At 69.7% G+C, this 23,590-nt stretch carries 25 protein-coding genes; 17 read left to right on the top strand and 8 right to left on the bottom strand.

All coding sequences use genetic code 11. The features are described from left to right. The first annotated feature begins 631 nt into the window (after positions 1 to 631). Together EV192_RS17155 and EV192_RS17150 are read left to right on the top strand one after the other, a co-directional pair. Positions 632 to 1,531 (top strand): hypothetical protein, encoded by a 900-nt coding sequence (locus EV192_RS17155; protein ID WP_132116348.1) that lies wholly within the window; start codon positions 632 to 634, stop codon positions 1,529 to 1,531. 261 nt (positions 1,532 to 1,792) lie between these two features. After that, entirely contained in the window at positions 1,793 to 2,671 is an 879-nt protein-coding gene (locus tag EV192_RS17150; RefSeq protein ID WP_132116346.1) for an alpha/beta fold hydrolase, read from the top strand. Here EV192_RS17150 and EV192_RS17145 read toward each other — a convergent pair. Then, a complete protein-coding gene (locus EV192_RS17145) occupies positions 2,655 to 3,071 on the bottom strand; it encodes a rhodanese-like domain-containing protein (protein WP_132116344.1) in 417 nt (138 codons plus the stop codon). The genes EV192_RS17150 and EV192_RS17145 overlap by 17 nt on opposite strands. Positions 3,072 to 3,163: 92 nt before the next feature. Here EV192_RS17145 and EV192_RS17140 point away from each other — a divergent pair, with 92 nt between their 5' ends. Beyond that, a complete protein-coding gene (locus EV192_RS17140) occupies positions 3,164 to 3,616 on the top strand; it encodes an Lrp/AsnC family transcriptional regulator (RefSeq protein ID WP_132116342.1) in 453 nt (150 codons plus the stop codon). A 160-nt stretch (positions 3,617 to 3,776) separates the two neighbouring features. On the opposite strand, the gene EV192_RS17135 is transcribed toward EV192_RS17140, so the two are convergent. Continuing rightward, entirely contained in the window at positions 3,777 to 4,136 is a 360-nt protein-coding gene (locus EV192_RS17135; protein WP_132116340.1) for an ArsR/SmtB family transcription factor, read from the bottom strand. Positions 4,137 to 4,415: 279 nt separating this feature from the next. Between EV192_RS17135 and EV192_RS17130 the strand changes: the two genes are divergently transcribed. Beyond that, a complete protein-coding gene (locus EV192_RS17130; protein WP_132116338.1) occupies positions 4,416 to 5,402 on the top strand; it encodes a sodium:calcium antiporter in 987 nt (328 codons plus the stop codon). On the opposite strand, the gene EV192_RS17125 is transcribed toward EV192_RS17130, so the two are convergent. Next, positions 5,360 to 6,025, bottom strand: coding sequence for a TetR/AcrR family transcriptional regulator C-terminal domain-containing protein (locus EV192_RS17125; protein ID WP_132116336.1), 666 nt, complete (start codon positions 6,023 to 6,025; stop codon positions 5,360 to 5,362). The genes EV192_RS17130 and EV192_RS17125 overlap by 43 nt on opposite strands. Before the next feature lie 84 nt (positions 6,026 to 6,109). On the opposite strand from EV192_RS17125, the gene EV192_RS17120 reads away from it, so the two are divergent. The 6 genes from EV192_RS17120 to EV192_RS17095 all read left to right on the top strand — a co-directional run bounded on the left by EV192_RS17120 (position 6,110) and on the right by EV192_RS17095 (position 13,159). Further along, positions 6,110 to 7,540: an FAD-dependent oxidoreductase gene (locus tag EV192_RS17120; protein ID WP_132116334.1), complete on the top strand. Its 1,431-nt coding sequence runs from the start codon at positions 6,110 to 6,112 to the stop codon at positions 7,538 to 7,540. A 9-nt stretch (positions 7,541 to 7,549) separates the two neighbouring features. Continuing rightward, positions 7,550 to 9,091, top strand: coding sequence for a MutS-related protein (locus EV192_RS17115; protein WP_132116332.1), 1,542 nt, complete (start codon positions 7,550 to 7,552; stop codon positions 9,089 to 9,091). Beyond that, the gene (locus EV192_RS17110; RefSeq protein WP_132116330.1) at positions 9,088 to 10,566 is read left to right on the top strand and encodes a MutS-related protein; all 1,479 of its coding nucleotides are present in this window, start codon (positions 9,088 to 9,090) and stop codon (positions 10,564 to 10,566) included. The genes EV192_RS17115 and EV192_RS17110 overlap by 4 nt, the downstream gene beginning before the upstream one ends. Positions 10,567 to 10,638: 72 nt before the next feature. Continuing rightward, on the top strand, positions 10,639 to 10,911 hold the full coding sequence (locus tag EV192_RS17105) for a hypothetical protein (protein WP_243726888.1): 273 nt from the start codon (positions 10,639 to 10,641) through the stop codon (positions 10,909 to 10,911). 10 nt (positions 10,912 to 10,921) lie between these two features. Then, entirely contained in the window at positions 10,922 to 12,718 is a 1,797-nt protein-coding gene (gene glmS, locus EV192_RS17100; RefSeq protein WP_132116328.1) for a glutamine--fructose-6-phosphate transaminase (isomerizing), read from the top strand. A gap of 51 nt (positions 12,719 to 12,769) precedes the next feature. Beyond that, positions 12,770 to 13,159, top strand: a complete 390-nt coding sequence (locus EV192_RS17095; RefSeq protein ID WP_132116326.1) for a VOC family protein — start codon at positions 12,770 to 12,772, stop codon at positions 13,157 to 13,159. Here EV192_RS17095 and EV192_RS17090 read toward each other — a convergent pair. Together EV192_RS17090 and EV192_RS17085 are read right to left on the bottom strand one after the other, a co-directional pair. Then, positions 13,143 to 13,922: an alpha/beta hydrolase gene (locus EV192_RS17090; RefSeq protein WP_243726887.1), complete on the bottom strand. Its 780-nt coding sequence runs from the start codon at positions 13,920 to 13,922 to the stop codon at positions 13,143 to 13,145. The genes EV192_RS17095 and EV192_RS17090 overlap by 17 nt on opposite strands. A gap of 16 nt (positions 13,923 to 13,938) precedes the next feature. After that, positions 13,939 to 14,724, bottom strand: coding sequence for a DeoR/GlpR family DNA-binding transcription regulator (locus EV192_RS17085; RefSeq protein ID WP_132116324.1), 786 nt, complete (start codon positions 14,722 to 14,724; stop codon positions 13,939 to 13,941). A 147-nt stretch (positions 14,725 to 14,871) separates the two neighbouring features. Here EV192_RS17085 and EV192_RS17080 point away from each other — a divergent pair, with 147 nt between their 5' ends. The 4 genes from EV192_RS17080 to EV192_RS17065 are packed head-to-tail and all read left to right on the top strand — an operon-like array spanning position 14,872 to position 18,328. Next, entirely contained in the window at positions 14,872 to 15,750 is an 879-nt protein-coding gene (locus EV192_RS17080) for an SIS domain-containing protein (RefSeq protein ID WP_132116322.1), read from the top strand. Then, on the top strand, positions 15,747 to 16,640 hold the full coding sequence (locus tag EV192_RS17075) for an ROK family protein (protein ID WP_132116320.1): 894 nt from the start codon (positions 15,747 to 15,749) through the stop codon (positions 16,638 to 16,640). The genes EV192_RS17080 and EV192_RS17075 overlap by 4 nt, the downstream gene beginning before the upstream one ends. Continuing rightward, on the top strand, positions 16,637 to 17,497 hold the full coding sequence (locus EV192_RS17070; protein ID WP_132116318.1) for a 1-phosphofructokinase family hexose kinase: 861 nt from the start codon (positions 16,637 to 16,639) through the stop codon (positions 17,495 to 17,497). Before EV192_RS17075 ends, EV192_RS17070 begins: the two co-directional genes overlap by 4 nt. A 3-nt stretch (positions 17,498 to 17,500) precedes the next feature. Continuing rightward, complete coding sequence (locus tag EV192_RS17065) at positions 17,501 to 18,328, top strand: class II fructose-bisphosphate aldolase (RefSeq protein ID WP_132116316.1); 828 nt, start codon at positions 17,501 to 17,503, stop codon at positions 18,326 to 18,328. On the opposite strand, the gene EV192_RS17060 is transcribed toward EV192_RS17065, so the two are convergent. Next, the gene (locus tag EV192_RS17060; protein WP_207926089.1) at positions 18,298 to 19,473 is read right to left on the bottom strand and encodes an MFS transporter; all 1,176 of its coding nucleotides are present in this window, start codon (positions 19,471 to 19,473) and stop codon (positions 18,298 to 18,300) included. The genes EV192_RS17065 and EV192_RS17060 overlap by 31 nt on opposite strands. Positions 19,474 to 19,572: 99 nt before the next feature. On the opposite strand from EV192_RS17060, the gene EV192_RS17055 reads away from it, so the two are divergent. Beyond that, positions 19,573 to 20,460, top strand: a complete 888-nt coding sequence (locus tag EV192_RS17055) for a TIGR03619 family F420-dependent LLM class oxidoreductase (RefSeq protein ID WP_132116312.1) — start codon at positions 19,573 to 19,575, stop codon at positions 20,458 to 20,460. 37 nt (positions 20,461 to 20,497) lie between these two features. Here the strand turns inward: EV192_RS17055 and lspA are convergent, their stop codons facing one another. Beyond that, positions 20,498 to 20,980, bottom strand: a complete 483-nt coding sequence (lspA, locus tag EV192_RS17050) for a signal peptidase II (protein ID WP_132116310.1) — start codon at positions 20,978 to 20,980, stop codon at positions 20,498 to 20,500. 57 nt (positions 20,981 to 21,037) lie between these two features. Here lspA and EV192_RS17045 point away from each other — a divergent pair, with 57 nt between their 5' ends. Both EV192_RS17045 and EV192_RS17040 read left to right on the top strand, forming a co-directional pair. Then, positions 21,038 to 21,823, top strand: coding sequence for an RNA ligase family protein (locus EV192_RS17045; protein ID WP_132116308.1), 786 nt, complete (start codon positions 21,038 to 21,040; stop codon positions 21,821 to 21,823). Continuing rightward, the gene (locus EV192_RS17040) at positions 21,810 to 22,931 is read left to right on the top strand and encodes an AAA family ATPase (protein ID WP_132116306.1); all 1,122 of its coding nucleotides are present in this window, start codon (positions 21,810 to 21,812) and stop codon (positions 22,929 to 22,931) included. The genes EV192_RS17045 and EV192_RS17040 overlap by 14 nt, the downstream gene beginning before the upstream one ends. A 1-nt stretch (position 22,932) precedes the next feature. On the opposite strand, the gene EV192_RS17035 is transcribed toward EV192_RS17040, so the two are convergent. Beyond that, complete coding sequence (locus tag EV192_RS17035) at positions 22,933 to 23,529, bottom strand: maleylpyruvate isomerase mycothiol-dependent enzyme family protein (protein WP_132116304.1); 597 nt, start codon at positions 23,527 to 23,529, stop codon at positions 22,933 to 22,935. Positions 23,530 to 23,590 lie beyond the last annotated feature (61 nt).

Genomic DNA, 23,590 nt, shown 5'->3' with positions numbered 1-23,590 from the left:
TGCCGGTTCACCGCCCAGACCGTCATGGGCGCACTGGTGGGGTACCCGTCGCTCACCACGGCAGTGCCGGTCCTCACGGGCCCCCGACAGCGCGCCACCCACCCGATTGGCTTCGCTGGTCAACTTTGACGCCCTGGCATGTCCGGCCTGACCAGGCAAAATGCGCTGACAGGGCCGCAGAGGCGTCGAACCCGCCTGGCCGCAGTCCTCACCTCGCCAAGGCCGAAAACGGCCGCCTGCGGCCATCGCCGCAGGTCAACCCACCTGAATCGGTCACTGACATCGCACGTGCGGATCCACTGACATTTCGCGTGCGTGTCACAGCTCGTCCCGTCACATCACTGCACAGCATCCGTGATAACAGTCATTATCACTGTATCCCGTCCGCTGCTTGATTTCTCGTGCGCGAAACGCCTTACTAGTTACGCGTATGCGTAAGCGAGTGAGATATGCTGGTTGAGTGACTGAGGCTGGTAGTGAGCACGGGGTTTGCTCGTTGGATGGGTGTTCGAACGCGTTGCCGGCGCCTGCGCGCGATGAGCGGGGGCGGTTGAAGGGTGGGAAGCCGGTTCGGTACTGCTGTAAGGGGCATGCTGATGAGGCTTCTCGGCGGCGGCGGGCGTTGGAGGCGGTGGGGGTTGAGGAGCCGCTGGTGGTGTTGCGGGAGTTGGGTGGGCGGACGCGGGAGGTGATAGATGCCGCGTTGGCCGAGTTGGCGGAGGTTCGGCGGCGGTGGGATGAGTTGGATGTGGGGGCGGTGGCGCGGGCGGTGGCTGATCGGGCGGAGACGGCGGCCGCGTTGGTGAAGGTGGAGCGGGCTGAGCGCGCCGCGGACGACGCTGAGCGGGCTCGGGTGGAGGCCGCGGCGGCGGCGTTGAAGGATCAGCAGCGGCGGGTTGTGGCTGAACGGGCTGCTGAGGACGCGGCCAAGGAAGTCGAGCAGGTCCGCAAGACCGCGTGGGAGCAGACCGCCGAGCATGAGCGGGCACGTGGCCAGGCTGAGACGCGGGCGACGCTGGCCGAGCAGGGGCAACGGGAGGCGTTGGATCAGTTGGCGGTCGCGCGGCGGGAGTTGCGGGAGGTGACGGCCGTTCAGCAGGACACGACGAGGCAGTTGGCTGAGGCGTTGGCTGTTGCGGATCGGGCGGAGGCGGCCAAGGTGTTGGCGGAGGCGCAGGTAGCGGGCGCTGAGCAGCGGGCTCGGCTGGCGGGCGACGCGGCGCGGTTGGCCGAGGAGGTAGCGCGGCGGGCTCAGGAGGACTCGGCTGCGGCGCGCCGCGAAGAGGAGCGAGCACGCGCCGAGACCACCACCGCGCGCGAGGAAACCACTGCGGCACGCGAAGAAACGACCGTGGCACGCGAAGAAGCAGCCGCAGCACGGCGAGAAACAGCCGCCGTCCGTGAGGAAACAGCGGCCGCCCGCAAAGACACGGCGGCCGCCCGGGACGAGGCAGCGTCGGCTCGTGACGAGGCCGTGGCAGCTCGCGAGGAGGCCGCCGCCTCCCGCCGACAAGCAGGCGTCGGCCCGTGAAGGCTCCGGATTCCTATAGCTACGGCCAAGTGCAGAGTAGCCCCGGCGCTGCTGACCTGGCGTTTTAGCCGCGTCGGGGGGCTGGACAGCAGTTCGGTGGCCTGCTTTGACGTGGCGCTGCACGGATCGCAGGGAGGGCGGTCGCGTGCGAGCTCGGCTTCATGTACTGACAATTAAGGTCGGCAACTTCCGGCCACCCGCGGCATCCGACAATGTGCCCGCAGAATAGTGCGCCCGTTGAACTGGCCTGATAATCGGTGGATGGGCGAGCGGATGGCGGACGTCAACGGGGTACGGATCTGTTACGAGACGATCGGTGACCCGGCGGGTCGGCCGTTGCTGCTGGTCATGGGGCTGGGTGGGCCGCTGATCTGGTGGGACGACCAGCTGTGCCGGCTGCTGGCCGACCGGGGGTTCTGGGTGATCCGGTTCGACAACCGGGACTGTGGGCGGTCGCAGTCGATGTCCGGCCGTGCGTCGTTGGTGGGGTCGTATCTGGGGGCGCGGCCGCCGTATTCGTTGGCGGACATGGCCGGGGACGCGGCTGGACTGTTGGATCACCTGGAGGTCGGGTCGGCGCACGTGACGGGCGCGTCGTTGGGCGGGATGATCGCGCAGACCCTGGCGATCAGGCATCCGGGGCGGGTCCGGTCGCTGGTGTCGGTCATGTCGACGACCGGTGGCCGGCTGGTGGGGTGGCCGAGTCCGCGGGTGCTGCCGTTGGTGCTGGGGCGGGGCGCGACCGACCGGGCCGGGTACATCGAGCTGGCGACGGCGATGTTCCGGCGGATCGGGTCGCCGGGTTTCCCGTTCGACGAGGCCAGGTTGCGGGAGCGCAGCGGCGCCACGTTCGACCGTGGGGTGAACCGGGCGGGCACGTTGCGTCAGTTGGTCGCGGTGACCTCGGCGTCGGATCGGACCGCGGGGCTGCGCGGGTTGCGGATCCCGGCGTTGGTGGTGCACGGCAAGGCGGATCCGTTGGTGCATGTGTCCGGTGGCCGGGCGACCGCACGGGCGATCCCCGGCGCCGAGCTGATCGTCGTCCCCGGTATGGGGCATGACCTGCCTCGGGAGGTGTGGCCGACGTTGGTGGACGGGATCAGCCGGACCGCCGACCGCGCGGTCAGCAGTCACACGTGATGGCGTGCGCGGGGGCCGTCAGTGGGTCGGCCGGCTGGCTGGTGACCCCCACAGACGTCTCCACGGGGAATCCTTCGCGGGTCCAGTATTCGATGCCGCCCAGCATTTCCTTGACCTCGTAGCCCAGTTCGGCGAACGCCAGCGCGGCCCGGGTGGCGCCGTTGCAGCCGGGTCCCCAGCAGTAGGTGACGACCGGGGTGCCCGGGTCGACGAGGGCGGCGGCGCGCACCGGGATCTCGGCGGTGGGCAGGTGCAGGGCGCCCGGGATGTGGCCCTGCCGCCAGCCTGGTTCGCCGCGGCTGTCGACCAGGACGAACCGAGTGCCGGCGGCCAGGGCGGCGTTGACGTCGGACGGGTCGGTCTGCAACCGGAGGCGCTGGGCGAAGAACTCGATCGACATGGGGAAACCGTATGAGGGCAGCACCCGAGGGGGAACTCAAGGCCAGTGGCGTTCGGGTTGAACGGCCGGTGTTTCCCCGGTAGTCATGTCGTATGGCCGATGAAATCCCGGACGCCACGGACTGGCGGATCCTGGCCGAGCTGCAGCGTGACGGTCGGATGAGCTACGCGGAGCTGGCGAAGGCGGTGTCGATGTCGCCGAGCGCGGTGACCGAGCGGGTGCGTCGGCTGGAGCAGGCGGGCATCATCCGCGGGTACACCGCGGTGGTGGACGCCGAGAACCTGGGGTTCACGATCATGGCGTTGGTCCGGTTGCGGTACCCGACCGGCTACTACAAGCCGTTCCACGAGTTGCTGGCGACCACGCCGGAGATCGTCGAGGCGCACCACGTGACCGGCGAGGACTGTTTCGTGTTGAAGGTGCTGGCCCGGTCGATGCGGCACCTGGAGGAGACGACCGGCCGGATCAGCGGGCTCGGGTCGGTGACCACGAGCGTGGTGTACTCCAGCCCGCTGCCGCGCCGGGCGGTGGCACCCCGGTCTTAGGTCGTGTCTCGGAGTCCCCGTCCGCGATAGCCGGGCCGGGGTGGTCCTTGGCGCCACCGCCGAAACGCCCGAATACAACCCGGTATGAGGGCGCTCCTGCGGCGACGCCAAGAACCACCCCGATCCCGACTCTCATCGAACGGGGACTCCGAGACACGACCTAACGGCTGGGGTGGCGGGGGGTGGGCGGGTCGGGCGCGAGGGTGCCGTCCGGGGCGATGTGTTCGAAGATCTGTTCGACCAGGGTGAGCACGTGCGGGTCCTCGACCGCGTAGATCTGGCGGCGGCCGTCGCGGCGGGCGGCGACCAGGCCGGCGAGCCGCAGTTTGGCCAAGTGCTGACTGACCGCGGCGACGGTCGTGCCGATCCGGTCGGCCAGCGTGCCGACGTCGTACTCGTGCCGGGCCAGCAGCCACACCACGTGCAGCCGGGTGGGGGCCGCGAGCAGGGCGAACGTCGCCGCGGCCGACTGCAGCTGGGGGCGGGTGGGCTCGTCACCGCCGTGGGTGGTTTCGGTCATCGCGGGATGATTCTTCCTCCCTCGGGTGTGACTTTCACTCTGATAGTTGCGCAACTAATTGACAATGGCGTTGAGCTGGGGCAAAGTGAGCGGCATCGAAGGGGAGTAGCCCCCAACGCTCGGGTCGACATGCTGGCGCTCACGCGCCCGGCCCAGCGGCCCGGTCAGTTCGGGCGGGCGAGACCTTCGACCCAGTGGCCACCCTTGAAAGTCGGGTGCCGCGGGTCGAGGTCGCCGGCACTCCCGGGGAAGTCGTCCCGCGGTGCGGGAGGAACCCCAGTGATCCATGTTGTCCTGTTGATCGCCTGCGCGGTCGCGATCTACCTGGCGTGTGAGTGGTTCGTCAACGCCGTGGAGTGGTTGGGCCGGCGGCTCAACGTCGGGTCGATCGCGGTCGGCACGGTACTCGCCGCGATCGGGACCGCGTTGCCGGAAAGTGTCGTCACGTTCGTGGCGGTGGTGTTCGGGGACACTCCGGCGCAGCAGGACATCGGTGTGGGCGCGGCGATGGGCGGGCCGTTGGCGTTGGCGACGGTCGCCTACGGGGTGATCGGGTGGAGCCTGCTGGCGCGGCGCCGGGGTGCCCATGAGGACTGGGGTGACCTGAACAAGCTCGCGAAGGACCAGACGTGGTTCGCCGCGGTGTTCGTGGTCAAGGTGGCGCTGGGTGTGGTCGCGTTCAGCATCAAGCCGTGGCTGGGGATCCTGTTCTTCGCCGTGTACGCGGTGTACTTCTGGCGGGAGATGCGCGGCGACGACCCGCACGGCCCGGTCGAGGACCTCGAACCGTTGAAGCTGCAGCGTCGACGGCCGGAGCCGGCGACGTGGGCCGTGGTCACCCAGACCCTGGCCGCGCTGGCGGTCATTTTCGCGGCGTCGCAGCTGTTCGTGCTGCAGTTGGACGCGGTGGGCCCGATGTTGGGGCTGCCGCCGGCGGTGACCGCGTTGCTGCTGGCGCCGATCGCGACCGAACTGCCGGAGATCATGAACGCGGTGATCTGGGTCCGGCAGGGCAAGACCAAGCTGGCGCTGGCGAACATCTCCGGGTCGATGATGATCCAAGCGACCGTCCCCAGTGGACTGGGGCTGCTGTTCACGCCGTGGCGGTTCGACAACACGCTGCTGTTCTCCGGCGCGATCACGTTCATGGCCGTGCTGTACCTACTGATCACGTTGCGCTCGGGCCGGTTGAGCGTGTCGCGGCTGTCGCTGGCGGCCGGGTTCTACGGATTGTTCGCGCTGGCGTTGGTGCCGACGTTCACCTGATCGACCCAGGCGCCGACGCCGGTGATGATGGCCTGGATGCCACGGGCGAAGCGGGTGTCGTGGTCGGCGAACATGGTCCGACCGGCCTCGACGGACATCGGGACGTCCTGGTCGGCCATGCGTTCGGTGCGGCGGTCGATGTCGTACAGGTCGGAGCGTTGTCCGGGGCGCGGGTAGACGGCCTGTTCCTCGATGACGAAGCCGATGGTGTAGCTGTAGATCGTGTAGAGCGCCTCGGCGGCGTCGGTGACGGTGAAGCCTGCGTCGGTGAGGATGCGCAGCGCGGCTTCCTGCCGCTCGTAGACGCTGGTGTCGGTCAGGTAGGTACCGGCGAACATGCGGGCGCCGTCGCGGTGGCGCAGCAGCATCCGCCGCAAGCCGTGGCTGTACACCGTGGCGAACTCGCGCCAGCCGAGGCCGTCCGGGACCGGCGCCGCGTCCTCGGTGAGCAGGCTGGTCGCCATCTCGTCGATGAGGTCCTGCTTGCTCTTGAAGTGCCAGTAGAGCGCCGGCGGCTGCACGCCCAGCTCGGAGGCGATCTTGCGCAGGGTCAGCGCGTCCAGGCCGACGTCGTCGAGTACCTGGAGGCCCATCCGCACCACGGTCCGCCGGTCCAGCGCCATCGCTTCGCACCTCCAGGGTTGACACCTTAACAGGAGTAAGCAATCCTTAATCACGTTAAATCTAACGAGATTAAGGAGTGTGTGATGGACGTGCTGATCGTGGGCGCGGGCCCGACCGGGTTGACGTTGGCGCTGGACCTGGCGCGGCGCGGGGTGCGCTGCCGGATCGTGGACAAGGCGACCGAGTTCCCGCGCGGGTCGCGTGGCCGGGGCATGCAGCCGCGGACCCAGGAGGTCATGGACGACTTCGGGTTGATTGACGCGGTGCACGCGCACGGCTCCGCGTATCCGCCGCTGCGCGCGTACCAGGGCGAGCAGGTGGTGTGGGAAGGCACGATGACCGAGCGCGTCGAGCCGTCGGCGGATGTGCCGTACCCGAATCCGTGGATGATCCCGCAGTGGCGGACCACGCAGCTGCTGCGCGACCGGCTGGCCGAGTTCGGGGTCAAGGTGGAGCTCGGGATCGAGCTGACCGGGTTCGCCCAGGACGACGACGGTGTGACGGTCACGCTGAACGGCTCCGAGCAGGTTCGGGTCGCGTACTTGATCGGCGCGGACGGCGGGCGTGGGCCGACCAGGAAGCTACTGGGTGTGCCGTTCGAGGGGGTGACGTCCGACGAGATCCGGGTGCTCGTCGCGGACGTGCGGGTGGACGGCCTGGATCGGGAGCACTGGCACCTGTGGCGGCCGGTGGGTGACCCGGAGGCGTTGATCGGGCTGTGTCCGATGGGCGGCACGGACTACTTCCAGCTGACCATCCCGAACCCGCGCCGCGAACTGTCCACTGTGGAGGATGTGGCCGGGTACGTCGCCGAGCAGACCGGCCGGTCGGATCTTCGGCTGCACGGCCTGACGTGGTTGACCGAGTGGCGGCCCAACACCCGGATGGCCACCCGGTTCCGGGTGGGTCGGGTGTTCCTGGCCGGGGACGCGGCGCACGTGCACCCGCCGGCCGGCGGGCAGGGCCTGAACACCGGTGTGCAGGACGCCTACAACCTCGGCTGGAAGCTGGCCGCCGTGCTGGCCGGTGCGCCGGCGGACCTGTTGGACAGCTACGAGCAGGAGCGGTTGCCGGTGGCGGCGCACGTGCTCGGGTTGAGCGACCGGTTGCTGGCCGAGGCGATGAGCAACGGCGGCGACCCGTCGATCATCCAGCGTGGCAAGGACGAACGGCAGTTGGGCATCACCTACCGGGGCGGGCCGCTGGCGGTGGACGAGCGGGCCGAGCCGGGCGCGGTGCACGCCGGGGACCGGGCACCGAACGCGCCGGTAGGCGATGACCGGTCGATGTTCGACGTGTTCCGCGGTCCGCAGTTCACGGTGCTGGGATTCGGCACGGACACGGGCACGTCGGTCAGCGACCCGGAGGCGTTCCGGATCTATGACGTGACACCGGGGACGTTCGTGCTGGTCCGCCCGGACGGCTACATCGGGGTGATCAGCGCCGACCACGCGGCGGTGGACCGCTACCTGGCGGCCGTCGGCGTCTCCGTGGCGGCGCGGGGTGGTCGGTAGGGTGCGTGGATGGGGATCCGCAGCGTTCTGTTCGGCGTGTCGGGGCCGCCTGTCGACCTGGACACGGCGGCTGAGCCGGACCATTTCCGGGATCTGAACCTCGATCACGTCGTGACGGCGATCGTGCGGGCGAACCCGGACTGCCGGCTGGCGCCGTACTTCCATCACCCGGTGCGGGACGCCGATCTGGTGCGGTTCCGGCAGGACGTGTTCCGCGATCTCGACGACCGGGACGTGCTCACGGTCGTCGAACGGTTCGCCGCGTCGATGCGGACCACGCGACGTCGGGTGGAGCTGGTGGCGAGGGTGACCCATCCGCCGCAGCGAGACCGGTGGTTCCTGGACATCGCGCTCGCCCATCTCGACATGCTGACGGCGTTCGCCGACGGACTGGACGCCGTGCCGATCCGCTCGGACGGTCTGCGCGCGGTACGGGACGACGTTCGTGAGCACACGCGCTCGCCGGGATTCCGTTCGCTGCGGGACCGGGCGGAACGGTTACGCGACCGGCTCGCCGCGGTCCGCTACGACATGCTGCTGCGGGACGACAAGATCACTGTCGCGCGCCACGAGGCACCGGACGACGTGGACTTCACCGCGCGGGTGTTGGCCACGTTCGACCGGTTCCGTCGGCGGACGCCGTACGACTACCGCAAGGACGCCGTCGCGGCCGAGGTCGCCACGATGTCCACTGTGGAGGCGAACGTGCTGGATCTGGTGGTGCGCCTGCACCCGGACCTGTTCGCCGAGTTGGCCGCGTTCCACGCCGAGCAGCGTGACCTGGTCCCGGCCGACGTCGTCCGCCTGGACCGGGAGGTGCGGTTCTACCTCGGCTACCTGGCGTATCTGCGGCCGTTGCGGGACGCGGGCGTGGCCACGTGCCTGCCGGAGGTGTCGGAGACCAGGGGGTTCGTCGCGCACGAGGTCGTCGACGTCGCCTTGGCGGCCATGGTCCTCGCCGGCGGCGTTCGGCCGGTCGCCAACGACGTCCGGCTCACCGGTGCCGAGCGGATCCTGGTGGTGTCCGGCCCCAACCAGGGCGGTAAGACGACGTTGTCGCGGACGGTCGGCCAGCTGCACTACCTGGCCGCGCTCGGCTGTCCCGTGCCGGGGCGCGAGGTCCGGGTGTTCCTGGCGGACCGGATCTTCACCCACTACGAGCGCAAGGAGAGCATCGACACCGGCGCCGGCAAACTGGCGGAGGAGCTGCACCGGATGGCCGCGATCCTGCGACGGGCCACGCCGGACAGCGTGATCATCCTGAACGAGATCTTCACGTCCACGACCGTGCAGGACGCCCGGATGCTCAGCGAAACGGTGCTTGAGACGATCACCGAGCTCGGCGCGCTGTGCGTGTGGGTGACGTTCATCGACGAGCTGTCGCGGCACAACGACACGACGGTGAGCATGGTCAGCACGGTCACCGACGACAACGCGACCCGCACCTACAAACTGGTCCGCGCCCCCGCCGACGGCCGGGCCTACGCGCACGCGATCGCCCGGAAGCACGGCCTGACCTACGAGCAGCTCACCGCGCGGGTGGCGCGATGAGGCCGCGGTTGATGTTCGCCGAGCGCGACTTCGCCCCCGGCCCGATGCCGGTCACCACCGCGGACCTGGTCGCGGATCTGGAACTGGCGACGTTGTGGGACGGGATGGCCCGCGGCGACGACACGGTTCGTGCTGTGGTGCGTGCCGCGATGCTGGATCCGTTGACCGATCCGGCCGACCTCCGCCACCGCCAGCAGGTGCTCGCCGACTGCCTGGACAACTCCGCCACCGTGCGCGCGCTGTACGAGTTGGCCAACGCGGCGGTCGAGGTCGAGCGCAAGCTGCATCGGACCGTGTTCACCGGACGCCCGGAGCCGTTGCTCAACCGTGCCGTCCGGGTGTTGGAAGAGTTCGACGGGTTGCTGCGCCGGCTGCGGGATCTCACTGCCCGGCACGCCGGGCAGTTCCGTTCGGCCGGCTTCACGACGATGTTCCGGACCGTGCTGGCCGAGTTGGATGACGACTACTTCCACGCGGTGGCCGAGCTGTTGGAGCAGTTGCGGTTCGACCACGGCATCGTGGTGACCGCGCGGCTCGGCCCCGGCAACCGGGGTGCCGGGTTCGTGTTGCGCGAGCCTCCTGACAAAGGCGATCGGGTGCTGCGGAAGTCCAGGCTGACCGTGGTGGTCACCGGCGAGGACGAGCACGACCACCGCGCGTTGGTCGACCTGCGTGGTCGCGCGCTCGACGACGTCGCCAACGCGGCCGCCCAGTCGGCCGATCACCTCCGTGACTTCTTCACCGGGCTGCGCGACGAACTCGCGTTCTACCTCGGGGGTGTGAACCTGGCGGAGACACTGGCGACGGTCGGCATGCCGACCTGCTGGCCCGAACCGCGTGCCGTGAGCGAGCAGGCAATGGCCGCGTCGGACCTATACGAGCCGTGTCTGGCGCTGCGCCAGGGGCGGCGGGTCATCGGCAGCGATGTGGCGGTCGACGGTCGGGGCGTGGTCGTGCTCACCGGCCCGAACCAGGGCGGGAAGTCGACGTTCCTGCGGAGTGTCGGGGTCGCGCACGTGATGATGCAGGCCGGGATGTTCGTGGCCGCGCACCGGTTCGCCGCGTCGCTGGTCAACGGCGTGTTCACGCACTACAAGCGGGACGAGGACGCCACCATGACCAGTGGCAAGCTCGACGAGGAGCTGGCCAGGATGAGCGTGATCGCCGACCACGTCACGCCCGGGTCGCTCGTGCTGTTCAACGAGTCGTTCGCGTCGACGAACGAACAGGAGGGGTCGGACATCGCGGGCGAGATCGTGCGCGCGCTCGCCGACGCCGGCATCAGGGTCGTGTTCGTGACCCACCTGTACGAGTTGGCGCGCCGCCTGTACACCGAAGACTCGCCGCGGTGTCTGTTCCTGCGCGCGACGCGTCGGGACGACGGGGAACGCACCTTCCAGATCACTCCGGGCGAGCCGTCGCCGACGGCCCACGGCGCCGACTTGTACGCCAAGATCGTCCATTCGGGTCGGTAACTCACCCATCTGTGCCCGATTTCGGGCACAGAAGTTGAGTTGAGGGTGTGCGAGGTGCCAGGCTCGGGCGCTGTGACTCCCACGGCGATCCAGTCGGACCTCGTTCGGCACGTCGTCGCGTCCACCGGACTCGCGCCGGACATCGCCGCCCGGCTGGTGGCGGACGTGGTCGCCTACTTCGGCGAGACGGCCGAGCAGTTCGTCCGCCGCCGGCACGCCGAGCTGCGTCGCCGGCACCTGGGCAACGCCAGCATCTGGCCGGTGATCGCGGCCGAACTGGCGGACCGGCGGGTCGCGGCACCGCAGCTGTCGGAGCGGCAGCTGCGTCGGATCGTCTACGGGTGAAAGGACCTCTATGTGCGGGATCGTCGGCTATGTCGGGCACCGGGAAGCGGCGCCGGTGCTCGTGGAAGGACTGCGCCGGCTGGAGTACCGGGGATACGACTCGGCCGGGCTCGCGCTGGTGCACCGCGGCCGGCTGAAGGTGCACAAGGCGGCCGTGCGGGTGCGGGAGCTCAACGACCTGGTCGGCAAGGCCCAGGGCACGGTCGGGATCGCGCACACCCGGTGGGCCACCCACGGTGAGGTCACCGACGTCAACGCGCACCCGCACACCGACACGTCCGGCCGGTTCGCGGTGGTGCACAACGGGATCGTGGAGAACGCCGACGAGCTGCGCGGCAAGCTGCAGGCCAACGGCGTGACGCTGGTGTCGGAGACCGACACCGAGGCGCTCGCGCACATGATCGCCGCCGCCGCGCAACAGCACGAGTCGCTGGAGGGCGCGGTCCGGGCCGTGCTGCGGGCTGTGGAAGGCACGTACGGTCTGGTCGTGTTGGACGCGCGCCGCCCCGGTGAGCTGGTGGTGGCCCGCAACGGCAGCCCGATCGTGCTCGGGGTCGGCGAGGGCGAGATGTTCATCGCGTCGGACGTGTCCGCCCTGGTCCGGCACACCCAGCGCGTGGTGTACCTGGAGGACGGCGAGATCGCGACGGTGCGCGCCGGCGACTTCCAGACCAGTGGCCGCGCGGAGACGGTGGAGCTCACCGACGACGACTACGAGTTGGGGGAGTACTCCGACTTCATGCGCAAGGAGATGGCCGAGCAGCCCGAGGCGGTGCGCCGGGCGTTGCGTGGCCGTCTGGACACCCGGTTCGCCACCGCGCACCTGGGCGGGTTGCGGCTGGACCCGCGGGACCTGCGTGAGGTGCGGCGGGTGAAGTTCCTCGGCTGCGGCACCGCGTACTACGCCGGGCAGATCGGCGCGAACCTGGTGGAGGAGCTGGCGCGGATCCCGGCGGACGCCGAACCGGCGTCGGAGTTCCGCTACCGCAACCCGGTCGTCGACTCCGACACGCTGTACGTGGCGATCAGCCAGTCCGGCGAGACACTGGACACGCTGGCCGCGGTGCAGGAGCTGAAACGCAAGGGCGGCAACGTGATCGGCGCGGTGAACGTGGTCGGCAGCGCGGTGGCCAGGGAGTGCGGCAGCGGCGTGTTCCTGCACGCCGGGCCGGAGGTGTCGGTGGCCTCCACGAAGGCGTTCACGAACATGACGGTGTCGTTCGCGATGCTCGCGCTGTGGCTGGGCCGGATCCGTGACCTGTCCGCGGCACACGGCGCCCGGCTGGTGTCGGCGTTGCAGGCGTTGCCGGAGCAGATCGAGTCGGTGCTGCGCACCGACCAGGAGGTCGCGGACATCGCCGGCAAGTACGCCAGCGCGCGGCACATGTTCTTCATCGGCCGGGTGCGGGGCTGGCCGGTGGCGCGGGAAGGCGCGCAGAAGCTCAAGGAGATCTCGTACGTGCACGCCGAGGCGTACCAGGCGGCGGAGTTGAAGCACGGCCCGTTGGCGTTGATCGACCCGGAGATGCCGTCGGTCGTGGTGGTGCCGCGGGACGAGCTGCTGGCCAAGAACATCGGCACGATCGAGCAGATCAAGGCGCGCGGCGGGCCGGTGATCGCGGTGACCAACGCCGAGCTGCCGGCCGGGCTGGCCGACGCGGAGCTGCGGGTGCCGGCCAACGAGCCCGAGCTGGACCCGATCCTGCTGACCGTGCCGCTGCAGATGCTGGCCTACCACGTGGCCGCGGCGCTGGGCCGGGACATCGACAAGCCCCGCAACCTGGCCAAGTCGGTCACCGTGGAGTGATGTCCGTTCCGTTCAAGACGGGTGCCGGCGGCGCGGGCTAGCGTCGCCGGCATGACTGTTCGACTGAGTGTGATCGAGATCGTGGTCGAGGACATGGCCCGGTCGTTGGCGTTCTACCGGCTCCTGGGACTGGCCGTGCCCGCGTCGCAGGACACCGAGCCGCACGTGGACTGGGAGCTGCCGGGCGGGATGCGGGTCGCGTGGGACACCATCGACACGATCCGCTCCTTCGACCCGGGCTACGACCGCGGCACCGGCCACGGCATGAGCCTGGCGTTCCAGGCGGACACCCCGGCGGAGGTCGACAAGCTGTACGCCTCGTTGGTGGCTGCCGGGTACAAGGGCCACAAGGAGCCGTGGGACGCGTTCTGGGGGATGCGGTACGCGGTGGTGCACGACCCGGACGGCAACGGCGTCGACCTGTTCAGCCCGCTGTCCTAGCCAGCTCCTGCACGGCGGCCACCAGCTGCGGGCCGTTGAGCAGCACGAGGTCGTTGTGGCCGGCGCCGGGGACTTCCACCAGGGTCGCCGAGGCGATCTCAGCGACCCGCCGGCTCTGCTCCGGCCGCACGATCACGTCCGCCGTGCCGAGCACGACCGTGGTCGGCACCGCCACCGACGCGATCGTCGCGGCGAGCGGGTACCGGTCCCGCAGCATGAGCCGGACCGGCAGGAACGGGAACACCTCCCGGCCGACCGACGCGAGATCCACGAACGGCGACCGCAGCAGCAACCCGGCCGGCGGGTACTCGGTCGCCAGCTCGGTGACCACCGCCGACCCGAGGCTCTCGCCGTAGAAGATCACCTGGTCGGGCGGGACCTGCCGGTCGTGGGTCAGGAACCGGTACGCCGCCCGCGCGTCCAACGCCAGCCCGCGTTCGCTCGGGCGGCCGTGGTTTCCGCCGAACCCGCGATAGTCGAACAGCAGCACCGACAGGCCGACCGCGACCAGGGCGTCCGCCAGCGGGGTGCGGTCGGCGCGGCTGCCGGCGTTGCCGTTGGCCACCAGCACGACCGGGCCAGGCGCGGGGAACAGCCACGCGCCCAGTTCCACACCGTCCGACGTGCGCAGGATGACCGGCTGCGCGTTCGGCGGTGTCGGGCCGCTCAGCCTGGTCGGGAAGTAGACGAACCGGCGCTGACCCACCCAGACACCGGCCACCAGCAGCGCCACCAGGGCAGCGGCGACGATCGCGACGGGCACGCGCTGATTGTGCGCCTCAGGCGCGGATGACCTGTACTCCCGCGTCGGCGAACTCCGCGACCACCGCCGAGTCCGCGCCGGAGTCGGTGATCACCGCGTTCACCTGTTTGATCTCGCAGATCCGGGCGAAGGCGTACCGGCCGAGTTTCGACGAGTCGGCGACCACGATGACCTGCCGGCTGCGCGCGACCATCAGCTGGTTGATGCTCGCCTCGCCCTCGTTGTACGCGGTGGCGCCGGCGGCCGCGCTGACCGCGTCCACGCCGAGGAACAGGTGGTCCATGACCAGCTGTTCCAGCACGAGTGTGCCCAACGGTCCGGTGAGCTCGTAGGACTGCGGTCGGACGACGCCTCCGGTGACCACGATCTTCACGTGCTGCCGGACGGTGAGCTCGTTGGCAATGTTCAACGCGTTCGTCACGACCGTGAGTGCCGGTTCGCCGCTCGCCGCGTGCAGGTCCGCGCGCGTGGCAAGGGCGCGCGCCACCTCGGTCGTGGTTGTGCCGCCGTTGAGGCCGACCACCGCGCCGGGCCTGATCAGCGCGGCCGCCGCGCGCGCGATCCGTTCCTTCTCGGTGGCGTGCCGCGCGGTCTTGTACCGCAGGGGCAGGTCGTAGGACACGTTGTTGGCGGTCGCGCCGCCCCGGGTGCGGGTGACCATCTGCTGTTGCGCCAGGCGATCGAGGTCGCGGCGGATCGTCGCGGTGGACACGTCCAGCTCGCTGGCGGCCGACTCGACCTCCAGGCGCCCGTCCCGAGCGATGATCTCCAGCAGAGCGTTCCATCGCTCGTGCGACGTCATGCGGTTCCTCCAGCGCCCTACGCGGCGTTCAATCGATGCAGATCGTCACAGTAAACACGTCGGCACGCCAAGAAGCACGAACTGTCTTGCGCAAACATGCACTGTTCTGCGTAGTATGAAGCAGAATTGCTCACAGTCTGGAGTCAAATGAGTCACGCGTCATGGGAGATCGCCAGCCAACCCGACTGCTGGCGCCAAGCCGCCGACCTGGCCGCCACCCGGCCCACCGGCCTGCCCCAACCCGGCGAGCGGGTCGCCGTGATCGGCTGCGGCACCTCGCTGTTCATGGCCCAGACCTACGCGGCCTTACGGGAAACCGCCGGTCAAGGCGACACCGACGCCTGGCCCGCCTCCGAGTTCCCCACCGGCCGCCGCTACGACCGCGTCGTCGCGATCTCCCGGTCCGGCACCACCACCGAGATCCTGCGCACCATGGCCGCCGTCTACGGGAAAACCGCGACACTGGCGATCACCGCCGCGCCGACAACCCCCGTGCGCGATCACGTCGACCACGTGATCGCCCTGGACTTCGCCGATGAGCAGTCGGTCGTGCAGACCCGGTTCCCGACCTCACTGCTCACCCTGCTGCGCGCCCACCTCGGCCAGGACGTGTCCACGCTGCCGGCGCAGGCCGAACGCGCCCTCGTCATGCCGCTGCCCGGCGACCTCGCCGGCTTCCGCCAGTTCACCTTCCTCGGCACCGGCTGGACCGTCGGCCTGGCCCACGAAGCCGCCCTCAAAACCCGCGAAGCCGCCCAGGCCTGGGCCGAGTCCTACCCGGGCATGGAGTACCGGCACGGCCCGATCGCCATCGCCGACGTCGCCTCCCTGGTCTGGATGTTCGGCGACGCCCCCGACGGCCTCGTCGACGAGGTCCGCGCCACCGGCGCCGAACTCGAACCCAGCCTGCTCGACCCGCAGGCCGAACTGGTCCGCGCCCAACGCATGGCGATCGAACTGGCCACCCTGCGGCACCTCGACCCCGACCAACCACGCGCCCTGACCCGCTCCGTCATCCTCACATGACAGTCGTCGCGCTGGACGTCGGCGGAACGCTCATGAAAGGCGCGGTCATCGCGCCCGACGGCACCGCCACCGCGGTCGAACAACGCCCCACCCCACGGCAGCCCGACACCGTCGAAGGCATCCTTCGTTTCGCCGCCGACCTGCGCGACAGTGCCGCAAACGACGGGGCTGAAAACAACGGGGCCGGCCAACCGGACGCCGTCGGGCTGGCCGTGCCCGGGATCGTCGACGAGGAGAACGGCATCGCCCGCTACTCCACCAACCTCGGCTGGCGCGACCTGCCCCTGCGCGACATCGCCACCCGACACCTGCGGCTGCCGGTCGCGCTGGTGCACGACGTCCGCGCCGGCGCACTGGCCGAGGCCCGGTTCGGCGCCGCCCAAGGCGTCCAGGACTTCCTGTTCCTGCCGATCGGCACCGGCGTCGCCGGCACCGTGTTCCTCGGCGGCCAGCCCTACCGCGGCGCCGACGGCATGGCGGGGGAGATCGGCCACGCACCCGTCCCCTTCGGCGACGAACCCTGCGCGTGCGGGCAACGTGGATGCCTGGAGACGTACGCCTCGGCCGCCGCCATCGTCCGCCGCTACGGCCAACCGTCGCTCAGCGCGGCCGACGTCATCGCCGCCACCGACCCGGTCGCGCGGAAAGTCGTCACCGACGCCATCCACGCGCTCGGCGCCGCCCTCACCACGTACACCATGTACCTGGACCCGGAACTGATCGTCATCGGCGGCGGCCTCGCCGAAGCCGGCGACACCCTGCTGGACCCCATCCGCGCCGAACTCGCCGCCCGCATCACGTGGCGCGCCGCGCCACGCGTGGTCAAAGCCGCCCTGGGCGCGACCGCCGGCCGGCTCGGGGCGGCGATCTCGGCGTGGCGGCTCACATGATCCTCACCGTCACCCTCAACGCCGCCCTGGACGTCACCTACCGCGTCGAGGCCCTCAACGCCGGCACCACACACCGCGTCCGCGACGTCCACACCCGACCCGGCGGCAAAGGCGTCAACGTCGCCGACGTACTGACCCAGCTCGGCGAACCCGTGCACGCCACCGGCCTGGCCGGCCCCGAACTGAACCTGCCCGACTTCGTGCCGATCGCCGGACCGAGCCGCCGCACCACCACCGTACTGTCCACACAGGACGACAGCGCCACCCTGTTCAACGAACCCGGCCCGGTGATCAGCGCAGGGGAGTGGGCCGCGTTCCGCACCCACTTCGACACCCTCGCCCGGGACGCCCAAGTGATCGTCCTGTCCGGCAGCCTGCCACCCGGACTGCCCGCCGACGCGTACGCCGACCTGATCCGCCGCGCACCCGCCCCGGTCATCCTCGACACCGACGGCGAACCGCTCCGGCACGGCCTCACCGCCCGCCCCGCCCTGGTCAAACCCAACATCGACGAACTGGCCCGGCTGCTCGGCCGAATTCCTGACCTACCGGCCGACTGTGCCGCCCTCGGCGTCCCCGTCGCCGCCACCCTCGGTGCCGACGGCGCCCTCCTGACCACCCCCGACGGCACCTGGCACGGCCAGCCACCCCGCGTCCTTTCCGGCAACCCGACCGGCGCCGGCGACGCGTTCACCGCCGCGTTCGCCCGCGGCATCGCCACCGGCACCCCGTGGCCGGCCATCCTCGCCGACGCGATCGCCCTGTCCGCCGCCGCGGTCAACACCCCCACCGCGGGCGCCTACGACGAGGCCACCTACCGCGAGTTCACCGACCTCATCCAGGTCAAGGAGGCCTGACCCGTGCTCGTCCCCACCGCCGCCATCATCGACAACGCCCGCCAAGGCGGCGTTGGCGTCGGCGCGTTCAACGTCATCACCCTCGAACACGCCGAAGCCATCATCACCGGCGCCGAAACCGCCCACCAACCCGTACTGCTGCAGATCAGCCAGAACTGCGTGAAGTTCCACGGCGGCCGGCTGCTGCCCATCGCCCGCGCCACCGCCGCGCTCGCCGCCGAATCCGCCGTCCCGGTCGCCCTGCACCTTGACCACGTCGACGACGAGATCCTGCTGCACCAGGCCGCCGACGCCGGCTGCGGATCGGTCATGATCGACGCCTCCCACCTGCCCTACGCCGACAACCTCACCGCCACCCGCGAAGCCGCCGAATGGGCACACAAACACGGCCTGTGGATCGAAGCCGAACTCGGCGAAATCGGCGGAAAAGATGGCGCCCATGCACCCGGCGTCCGCACAGATCCCGACGACGCCCGCAAGTTCGTGGACGCCACCGGGGTCGACGCGCTGGCCGTCGCCGTCGGCAGCTCCCACGCGATGGACACCCGCACCGCGTCCCTCGACCACGCCCTGATCGCCCGCCTGCGCGACGCGCTCCCGGTTCCCCTTGTCCTGCACGGATCCTCCGGCGTCCCCGACGACGCCCTGCGCGCCGCCGTCCGGCACGGCATGGTCAAGATCAACATCGGGACGGCGTTGAACGTCGCCTTCACCAACGCCCTGCGCGACCACGGCCTCACCACCACCGACCCCCGCAAGTATCTCGCCCCGGCCCGCGACGCCATGGCCGCCACCGTCGCTCACCTGCTCGGCGTGCTCTCCGGCGCCTGAGCCGGCAACAGCCGCAACACCGCCACCGCGCCGATCCCCACCAGACACAACCCGGCCAACATCGCGAACCCGACCGTGAACGACCCGGTCGCGTCCTTCACCGCGCCCAGCACCGACACCGCCGTGAACCCGCCCAGGTTCGCGCAGAAGTTCCCGAACCCGCTGATCGCACCCGCCACCGACCGGCCGAGGTACTGGATCGGAATGGCGAACAGCGGCCCGAAGTACAGCTGGATCACCACCGCGTTCACCGCCACCGCCGCGATCAGCCACGGCAACGAGTCCGCCAACACCAACCCCACCAGCGACAGCGCCACCACCGACAACGACACGCCGACCACCGCCAACGGCCGCCCGGTCCGGTCCGCCACGTACCCGCCCAAGATGTTCGACGGCGCCGTCAACGCCGCCGCCATCGCCACCAGAAACCCGGCCGTCTGGATCGAATACCCCTTCTGCACCACCACGAACGTCGGCAACCACATCGTCACCCCGTGCGTCGTCGCCAACCGCACGAACTGGATCACCCCGGTCACCCACACCACCGGACGCCGCAGCAACCCCGGCAACTCCCGCAACGGCGGCTGACGCCGCTCCCGGGCGTCCTCGCCCCCGTCACCCACCAACCCGTACAGCACCAACGTCACCACCCCGACCCCGGCACACAGCAGGAACACCCCGCGCCACCCCCACGGCCCCACCAGCAACGGCCCCACCAGGTTCAACACGATGCTGGAGGAGAACCCGCCGGCCACGTACAACCCCATCGCCGTCGCCTGCTTCGCCGCCGAGAACTGCCGCCCGATCAGGATCAACCCCGGCGCGAACGCCATCGACCGGAACACCCCGCTCACCGCCTGGGTCACCACCAGCCACCCGAACGAGTGAATCCCCGCGAACGCGCACGCCAGCACGTTCACCCCGATCAGACCGACCAGGAACAGCCTCTTCGTGTCCACCCGATCGGCCAACACACCCACAGGCACCTGCATCAACGCGTACGTGAACGTCGACGCCGCCGCCAACGCGCCGCCCTGCGCGTACGTCAGCTGCAGGTCGCCGCGGATCAACGGCAGGAACAGCGCGATGCCCCCGACGACCAGCGCCTGCGAGCTCTGACACAGCACGATCAACGCGACCGACACACCCCGGCGACGTTCGATGACCCCTCCGCCCCGCTGGCTCGTAGCTGATTCATCACCCTACGGGGTGGTTGAAATCGAAACTAGTCTATGTTCGAGAGCATGCGAATCGGCTTCCACCTCCCGCAAACCGGACAGCATGCCCACAACTACGACAAACTCCCCGGCTACGCCCAAGCCCTCGAAGAACTCGGCGCCCACAGCCTCTGGGTCAGCGACCGCATCCTCGCCCCGGTCCACCCCACCGTCGGCTACGCCGGCACCGACACCATCCCCGAAGCCTTCCACTCCGTCCTCGACCCACTCGCCCTCCTCGCGGCCATCGGCAGCGTCACCAGCCGCGTCCAGATCGGCACCAACGTCCTCATCGCCCCCTGGTACCCACCTATCCTGCTCGCCCGCGCCCTCACCACCATCGACGTGATCACCCACGGCCGCCTCGTCGTCGGCATGGGCACCGGCTGGTCACCCGAGGAATACCAGGCCGCCGGCGTCCCGATGAACCAGCGGGGGAGCCGCCTCGACGAATGCCTCGACATCCTCACCCGCTACTGGACCGACAACCCCGTCGAATACCAGGGCAAACACTGGACCATCCCGGCCACCTACGTCGAACTGAAACCCGTCCGCCGCCCACCGGTCTACCTCGCCGCCTTCGCCCCCTCGTCGTTCGCCCGCACCGGCCGCCGCGCCGACGGCTGGATGCCCGCCATCATGCCCAGCGCCGACTACGACACCACCTTCCTCACCCAAAGCCTCGCCGCCATCCGCGCCGAAGCCGAGAAAGCCGGCCGCAACCCGCACGCCATCGACGCCATCGTCCGCGTCAACCCCAAGCCCGGCTACACCATCGACGACATCCTCACCACCATGACCCGCATCCACGACAAAGCCGGCATCGACCACCTCTACCTCGACGTCAACGCCATCGCCGAAAGCCACGACCACGCACTCGACCTCGCCCGCCAGGTCTTCCAACGACTCACCTGAACCACCCGATCGCGGGCCGGACACAAACCGGCCCGCATCACCCCTTACGGAGGCCCGCCACCACCACCAACACCGCACCCGCGAACAACACGATATCCGCGACATTCCCGACGAACCACCCGTTGTAGTCGATAAAATCCACCACGTGCCCCCGCGCGAACCCCGGCGGCCGCAACAACCGATCCAACAAATGCGTCACCGCACCACCCAACAACAACGCCAACCCCACACCCTGCACCGCCGACGACGGCCGCACCACGAACCGCGCCAACACCACCACCGCCACCGCCGTCACCACCGTGAACACCCACGTCGACCCAGCACCGATCGAGAACGCCGCACCCGAGTTGTACAACAACCGCAACTGCAGGAACTCACCCACCACCCGCACCGGCGCCCCATCCGCCAACGCCGACTCCGCCCAGACCTTCGTCAACTGGTCAACGGCCACAACGAACACAGCCACGGCCAACAGGACCGGGACCCGGGTCGCCAACGGGCGAGAAGCAGTGCTGTCCATCGCCCGCCAGCCTAAACCAGTCGTGAAACCCACCGCCCGCCCGCTATAACCACCACCGTGCTCCGCAAGTACCCACGCACCCACCACCTGGCAGGCTCCCGCCTGCAACCAGGCGACGAGGACATGAACTCGGTACCGTTCAGCCACATCAGCGACCGGTACGTCGTCGTGGAGGAGAAACTCGACGGAGCCAACGCCGCCATCAGCTTCACCGCCGACGGCACCCTGCACCTGCAAAGCCGCGGCCACTATCTCACCGGCGGCCCCCGCGAACGCCAGTTCGGCCCCCTCAAAGCCTGGGCCGCCACCATCCAACACGAACTGTGGCCCCGCATCAGCGACCGATACGTCGTCTACGGCGAATGGATGTACGCCAAACACACCGTCTTCTACGACGCACTCCCGCACTACTTCTGCGAATTCGACATCCTCGACCGCGCCACCGACACGTTCCTGTCCACCGCCCGCCGCCGCGAACTCCTCGCCGACCTGCCCATCAACTCCGTCCCCGTCCTGCACACCGGACCGCTGTCCACCCTGACCGACCTCACCGCGTTCGTCGGCCCGTCCACCTGCCGCACCCCGAACTGGAAGAACGCGCTCGACGACACGGCCAGGGGGAGCGGCGTCGACCCCGCCCAGGCCACCGCCGACACCGACATGTCCGACGACATGGAAGGCCTCTATGTCAAAGTCGAAGAAGACGGGATCGTCGCCGACCGGTACAAATGGGTCCGGCCGACATTCCTGACCGCCATCCTCGACTCCGGCACCCACTGGATGGACCGGCCCATCGTGCCCAACCAGCTCGCCGACCCGGCGGTGATGTATGGAACCGTTTGACCGCCACTGCCCGACGCCACCGCACTGGACGCTGACGTGGCGGGACATCCGCGACGAGTTCCCCTGGGTCCGCCGCTTGGCCAGAGTCCCGCAGGACTGGGAACACCACCGCGAAGGCGACGTCGAAACCCACACCCGGATGGCCTGCGAAGCACTCGCCGCCCTGCCCGAATGGCGCGCCCGGCCCACCGACGAACGCGTCCGCCTGTTCGCCGCCGTCCTCCTGCACGACGTCGCCAAACCGTTCTGCACCCAGGTCGCGCCCGAAGGGATCACCGCCCACGGCCACTCCCGGCTCGGCGACCTGCTCGTCCGCCGCATCCTCTGGGACATGGGCACGCCACCCGCGTGGCGCGAACACGTCGCCGCCCTCGTCCGCCACCACCAGATCCCGTTCTGGGCCCTGGAACGCGACGACATCGAACGCATCGCCTTCCGCGTCAGCCTCCTGGCCCGCAACGACGACCTCGTCCTGCTCGCCAAAGCCGACATCCTCGGCCGCATCTGCACCGACGCCGCCACCCTCGTCGACAACGTCTCCCTCTACGGCGAATACTGCGCCGAACTCGACTGCCTCAGCACACCCCGCCGGTTCCCCTCCGACCACGCCCGGTTCATGTACTTCCGCACCCCTGGACGAGACCCCGACTACGCCGCCTACGACGACACCCGCCTCACCATGACGCTGGTCGCCGGCCTCCCCGGCGTCGGCAAAGACCACTGGCTCACCCACAACCGCCCCGACCTGCCCCGCGTGAGCCTGGACGCGCTGCGCACCGAACTGAAGGTCAAACCCACCGCCGACCAAGGCCCGGTCATCGCCGCGGCCAACGCCCGCGCCCGCGAACACCTCAGGGCTGGCCGGTCCTTCGTGTGGAACGCCACCAACGTGTCCCGTCAGGTCCGAGACCAGGCCATCGGACTCGCCGCCGCGTACCGGGCGCGGATCGAGATCATCGGCCTCGAAGCCCCGATGTCCGTGATCACCGCCCGCAACGCGGCCCGCCCCGACCCCGTCCCCGCCTCGGTCATCGAGAAACTGGCGAACAAATGGGAAGCCCCCGACCCGACCGAGGCCCACACCGTGCGCTGGCTGACCACAGCCTGACTCACGCTATGTCGAGCGGGCTGCCTCGCCAGCGCCAGCCGGTTTGCTGTGGCCGGCCGGTGAGTTGGGTTCGGTTGGTGGCCCACAACATTGCCGTCCACGAGTCGGTGTCGGTGAGGTCGGCGGCGGCTTGCGGGAACATCCGAGCGAGTACACGGGCGCAGAGGTCGCGCGGTGGGTCGAGGGCCAGGCCGAGGCCTCGTGCGATGTCTTCGCCGTGCACGAGGGTCTCCACGCATCCCATGCCCGCGAAGCCTGCGGGGTCGGCGATGCCGGTGGGGTGATAGGCGCGGGCGAATGGCGCCGCGGTGCGGACCGTCGCGGACAGGATTCCTCCACCGGTCACGGCGAACTCCAGCACCTCGGCTGGCGTGGCGTCTTTGTCCGCGGTGGCGAGGAAGCGCACGTATCGTTCGGCGGGTAGCGCGACAAGTTGGGCTGCGTAGGACAGCAGGCAGTCGCCGATGTGTTCGGCGGTGTGCCAGCAGTCCCAGTCTCCGGTGCCAACCACGGACGACCAGTCCCGATCGGTCGCTGGACGCAGCGTGCTCGCAACGCTGGAGATTGCTGCATCGAGGTCATCGGCGGTGACGGTCACCTTGTCTCCCTGTCCTCTCGTCCAAGCACAGCACGGTACATTGCAGCTGGGCAGCTTGCTC

This window comes from Actinocrispum wychmicini, assembly GCF_004345645.1.
GTDB lineage: Bacteria > Actinomycetota > Actinomycetes > Mycobacteriales > Pseudonocardiaceae > Kibdelosporangium > Kibdelosporangium wychmicini.
The sequence above is the reverse complement of the archived record's forward strand: the minus strand, read 5'-3'. Positions and strand labels throughout refer to the sequence as shown.

What these genes read in the sequence shown, in the direction of transcription:
- EV192_RS17140 (WP_132116342.1), top strand. Translation starts at nt 3,164, where the DNA reads ATGGCCGATGAAATCCCGGACGCCACGGACTGGCGGATCCTGGCCGAG.
- EV192_RS17145 (WP_132116344.1), bottom strand. Translation starts at nt 3,071, where the DNA reads ATGTCGATCGAGTTCTTCGCCCAGCGCCTCCGGTTGCAGACCGACCCG.
- EV192_RS17110 (WP_132116330.1), top strand. Translation starts at nt 9,088, where the DNA reads ATGAGGCCGCGGTTGATGTTCGCCGAGCGCGACTTCGCCCCCGGCCCG.
- EV192_RS17040 (WP_132116306.1), top strand. Translation starts at nt 21,810, where the DNA reads ATGGAACCGTTTGACCGCCACTGCCCGACGCCACCGCACTGGACGCTG.
- EV192_RS17075 (WP_132116320.1), top strand. Translation starts at nt 15,747, where the DNA reads ATGACAGTCGTCGCGCTGGACGTCGGCGGAACGCTCATGAAAGGCGCG.
- EV192_RS17055 (WP_132116312.1), top strand. Translation starts at nt 19,573, where the DNA reads ATGCGAATCGGCTTCCACCTCCCGCAAACCGGACAGCATGCCCACAAC.
- EV192_RS17150 (WP_132116346.1), top strand. Translation starts at nt 1,793, where the DNA reads ATGGGCGAGCGGATGGCGGACGTCAACGGGGTACGGATCTGTTACGAG.
- EV192_RS17135 (WP_132116340.1), bottom strand. Translation starts at nt 4,136, where the DNA reads ATGACCGAAACCACCCACGGCGGTGACGAGCCCACCCGCCCCCAGCTG.
- EV192_RS17115 (WP_132116332.1), top strand. Translation starts at nt 7,550, where the DNA reads ATGGGGATCCGCAGCGTTCTGTTCGGCGTGTCGGGGCCGCCTGTCGAC.
- EV192_RS17125 (WP_132116336.1), bottom strand. Translation starts at nt 6,025, where the DNA reads ATGGCGCTGGACCGGCGGACCGTGGTGCGGATGGGCCTCCAGGTACTC.
- EV192_RS17085 (WP_132116324.1), bottom strand. Translation starts at nt 14,724, where the DNA reads ATGACGTCGCACGAGCGATGGAACGCTCTGCTGGAGATCATCGCTCGG.
- lspA (WP_132116310.1), bottom strand. Translation starts at nt 20,980, where the DNA reads ATGGACAGCACTGCTTCTCGCCCGTTGGCGACCCGGGTCCCGGTCCTG.
- glmS (WP_132116328.1), top strand. Translation starts at nt 10,922, where the DNA reads ATGTGCGGGATCGTCGGCTATGTCGGGCACCGGGAAGCGGCGCCGGTG.
- EV192_RS17070 (WP_132116318.1), top strand. Translation starts at nt 16,637, where the DNA reads ATGATCCTCACCGTCACCCTCAACGCCGCCCTGGACGTCACCTACCGC.
- EV192_RS17080 (WP_132116322.1), top strand. Translation starts at nt 14,872, where the DNA reads ATGAGTCACGCGTCATGGGAGATCGCCAGCCAACCCGACTGCTGGCGC.
- EV192_RS17120 (WP_132116334.1), top strand. Translation starts at nt 6,110, where the DNA reads ATGGACGTGCTGATCGTGGGCGCGGGCCCGACCGGGTTGACGTTGGCG.
- EV192_RS17095 (WP_132116326.1), top strand. Translation starts at nt 12,770, where the DNA reads ATGACTGTTCGACTGAGTGTGATCGAGATCGTGGTCGAGGACATGGCC.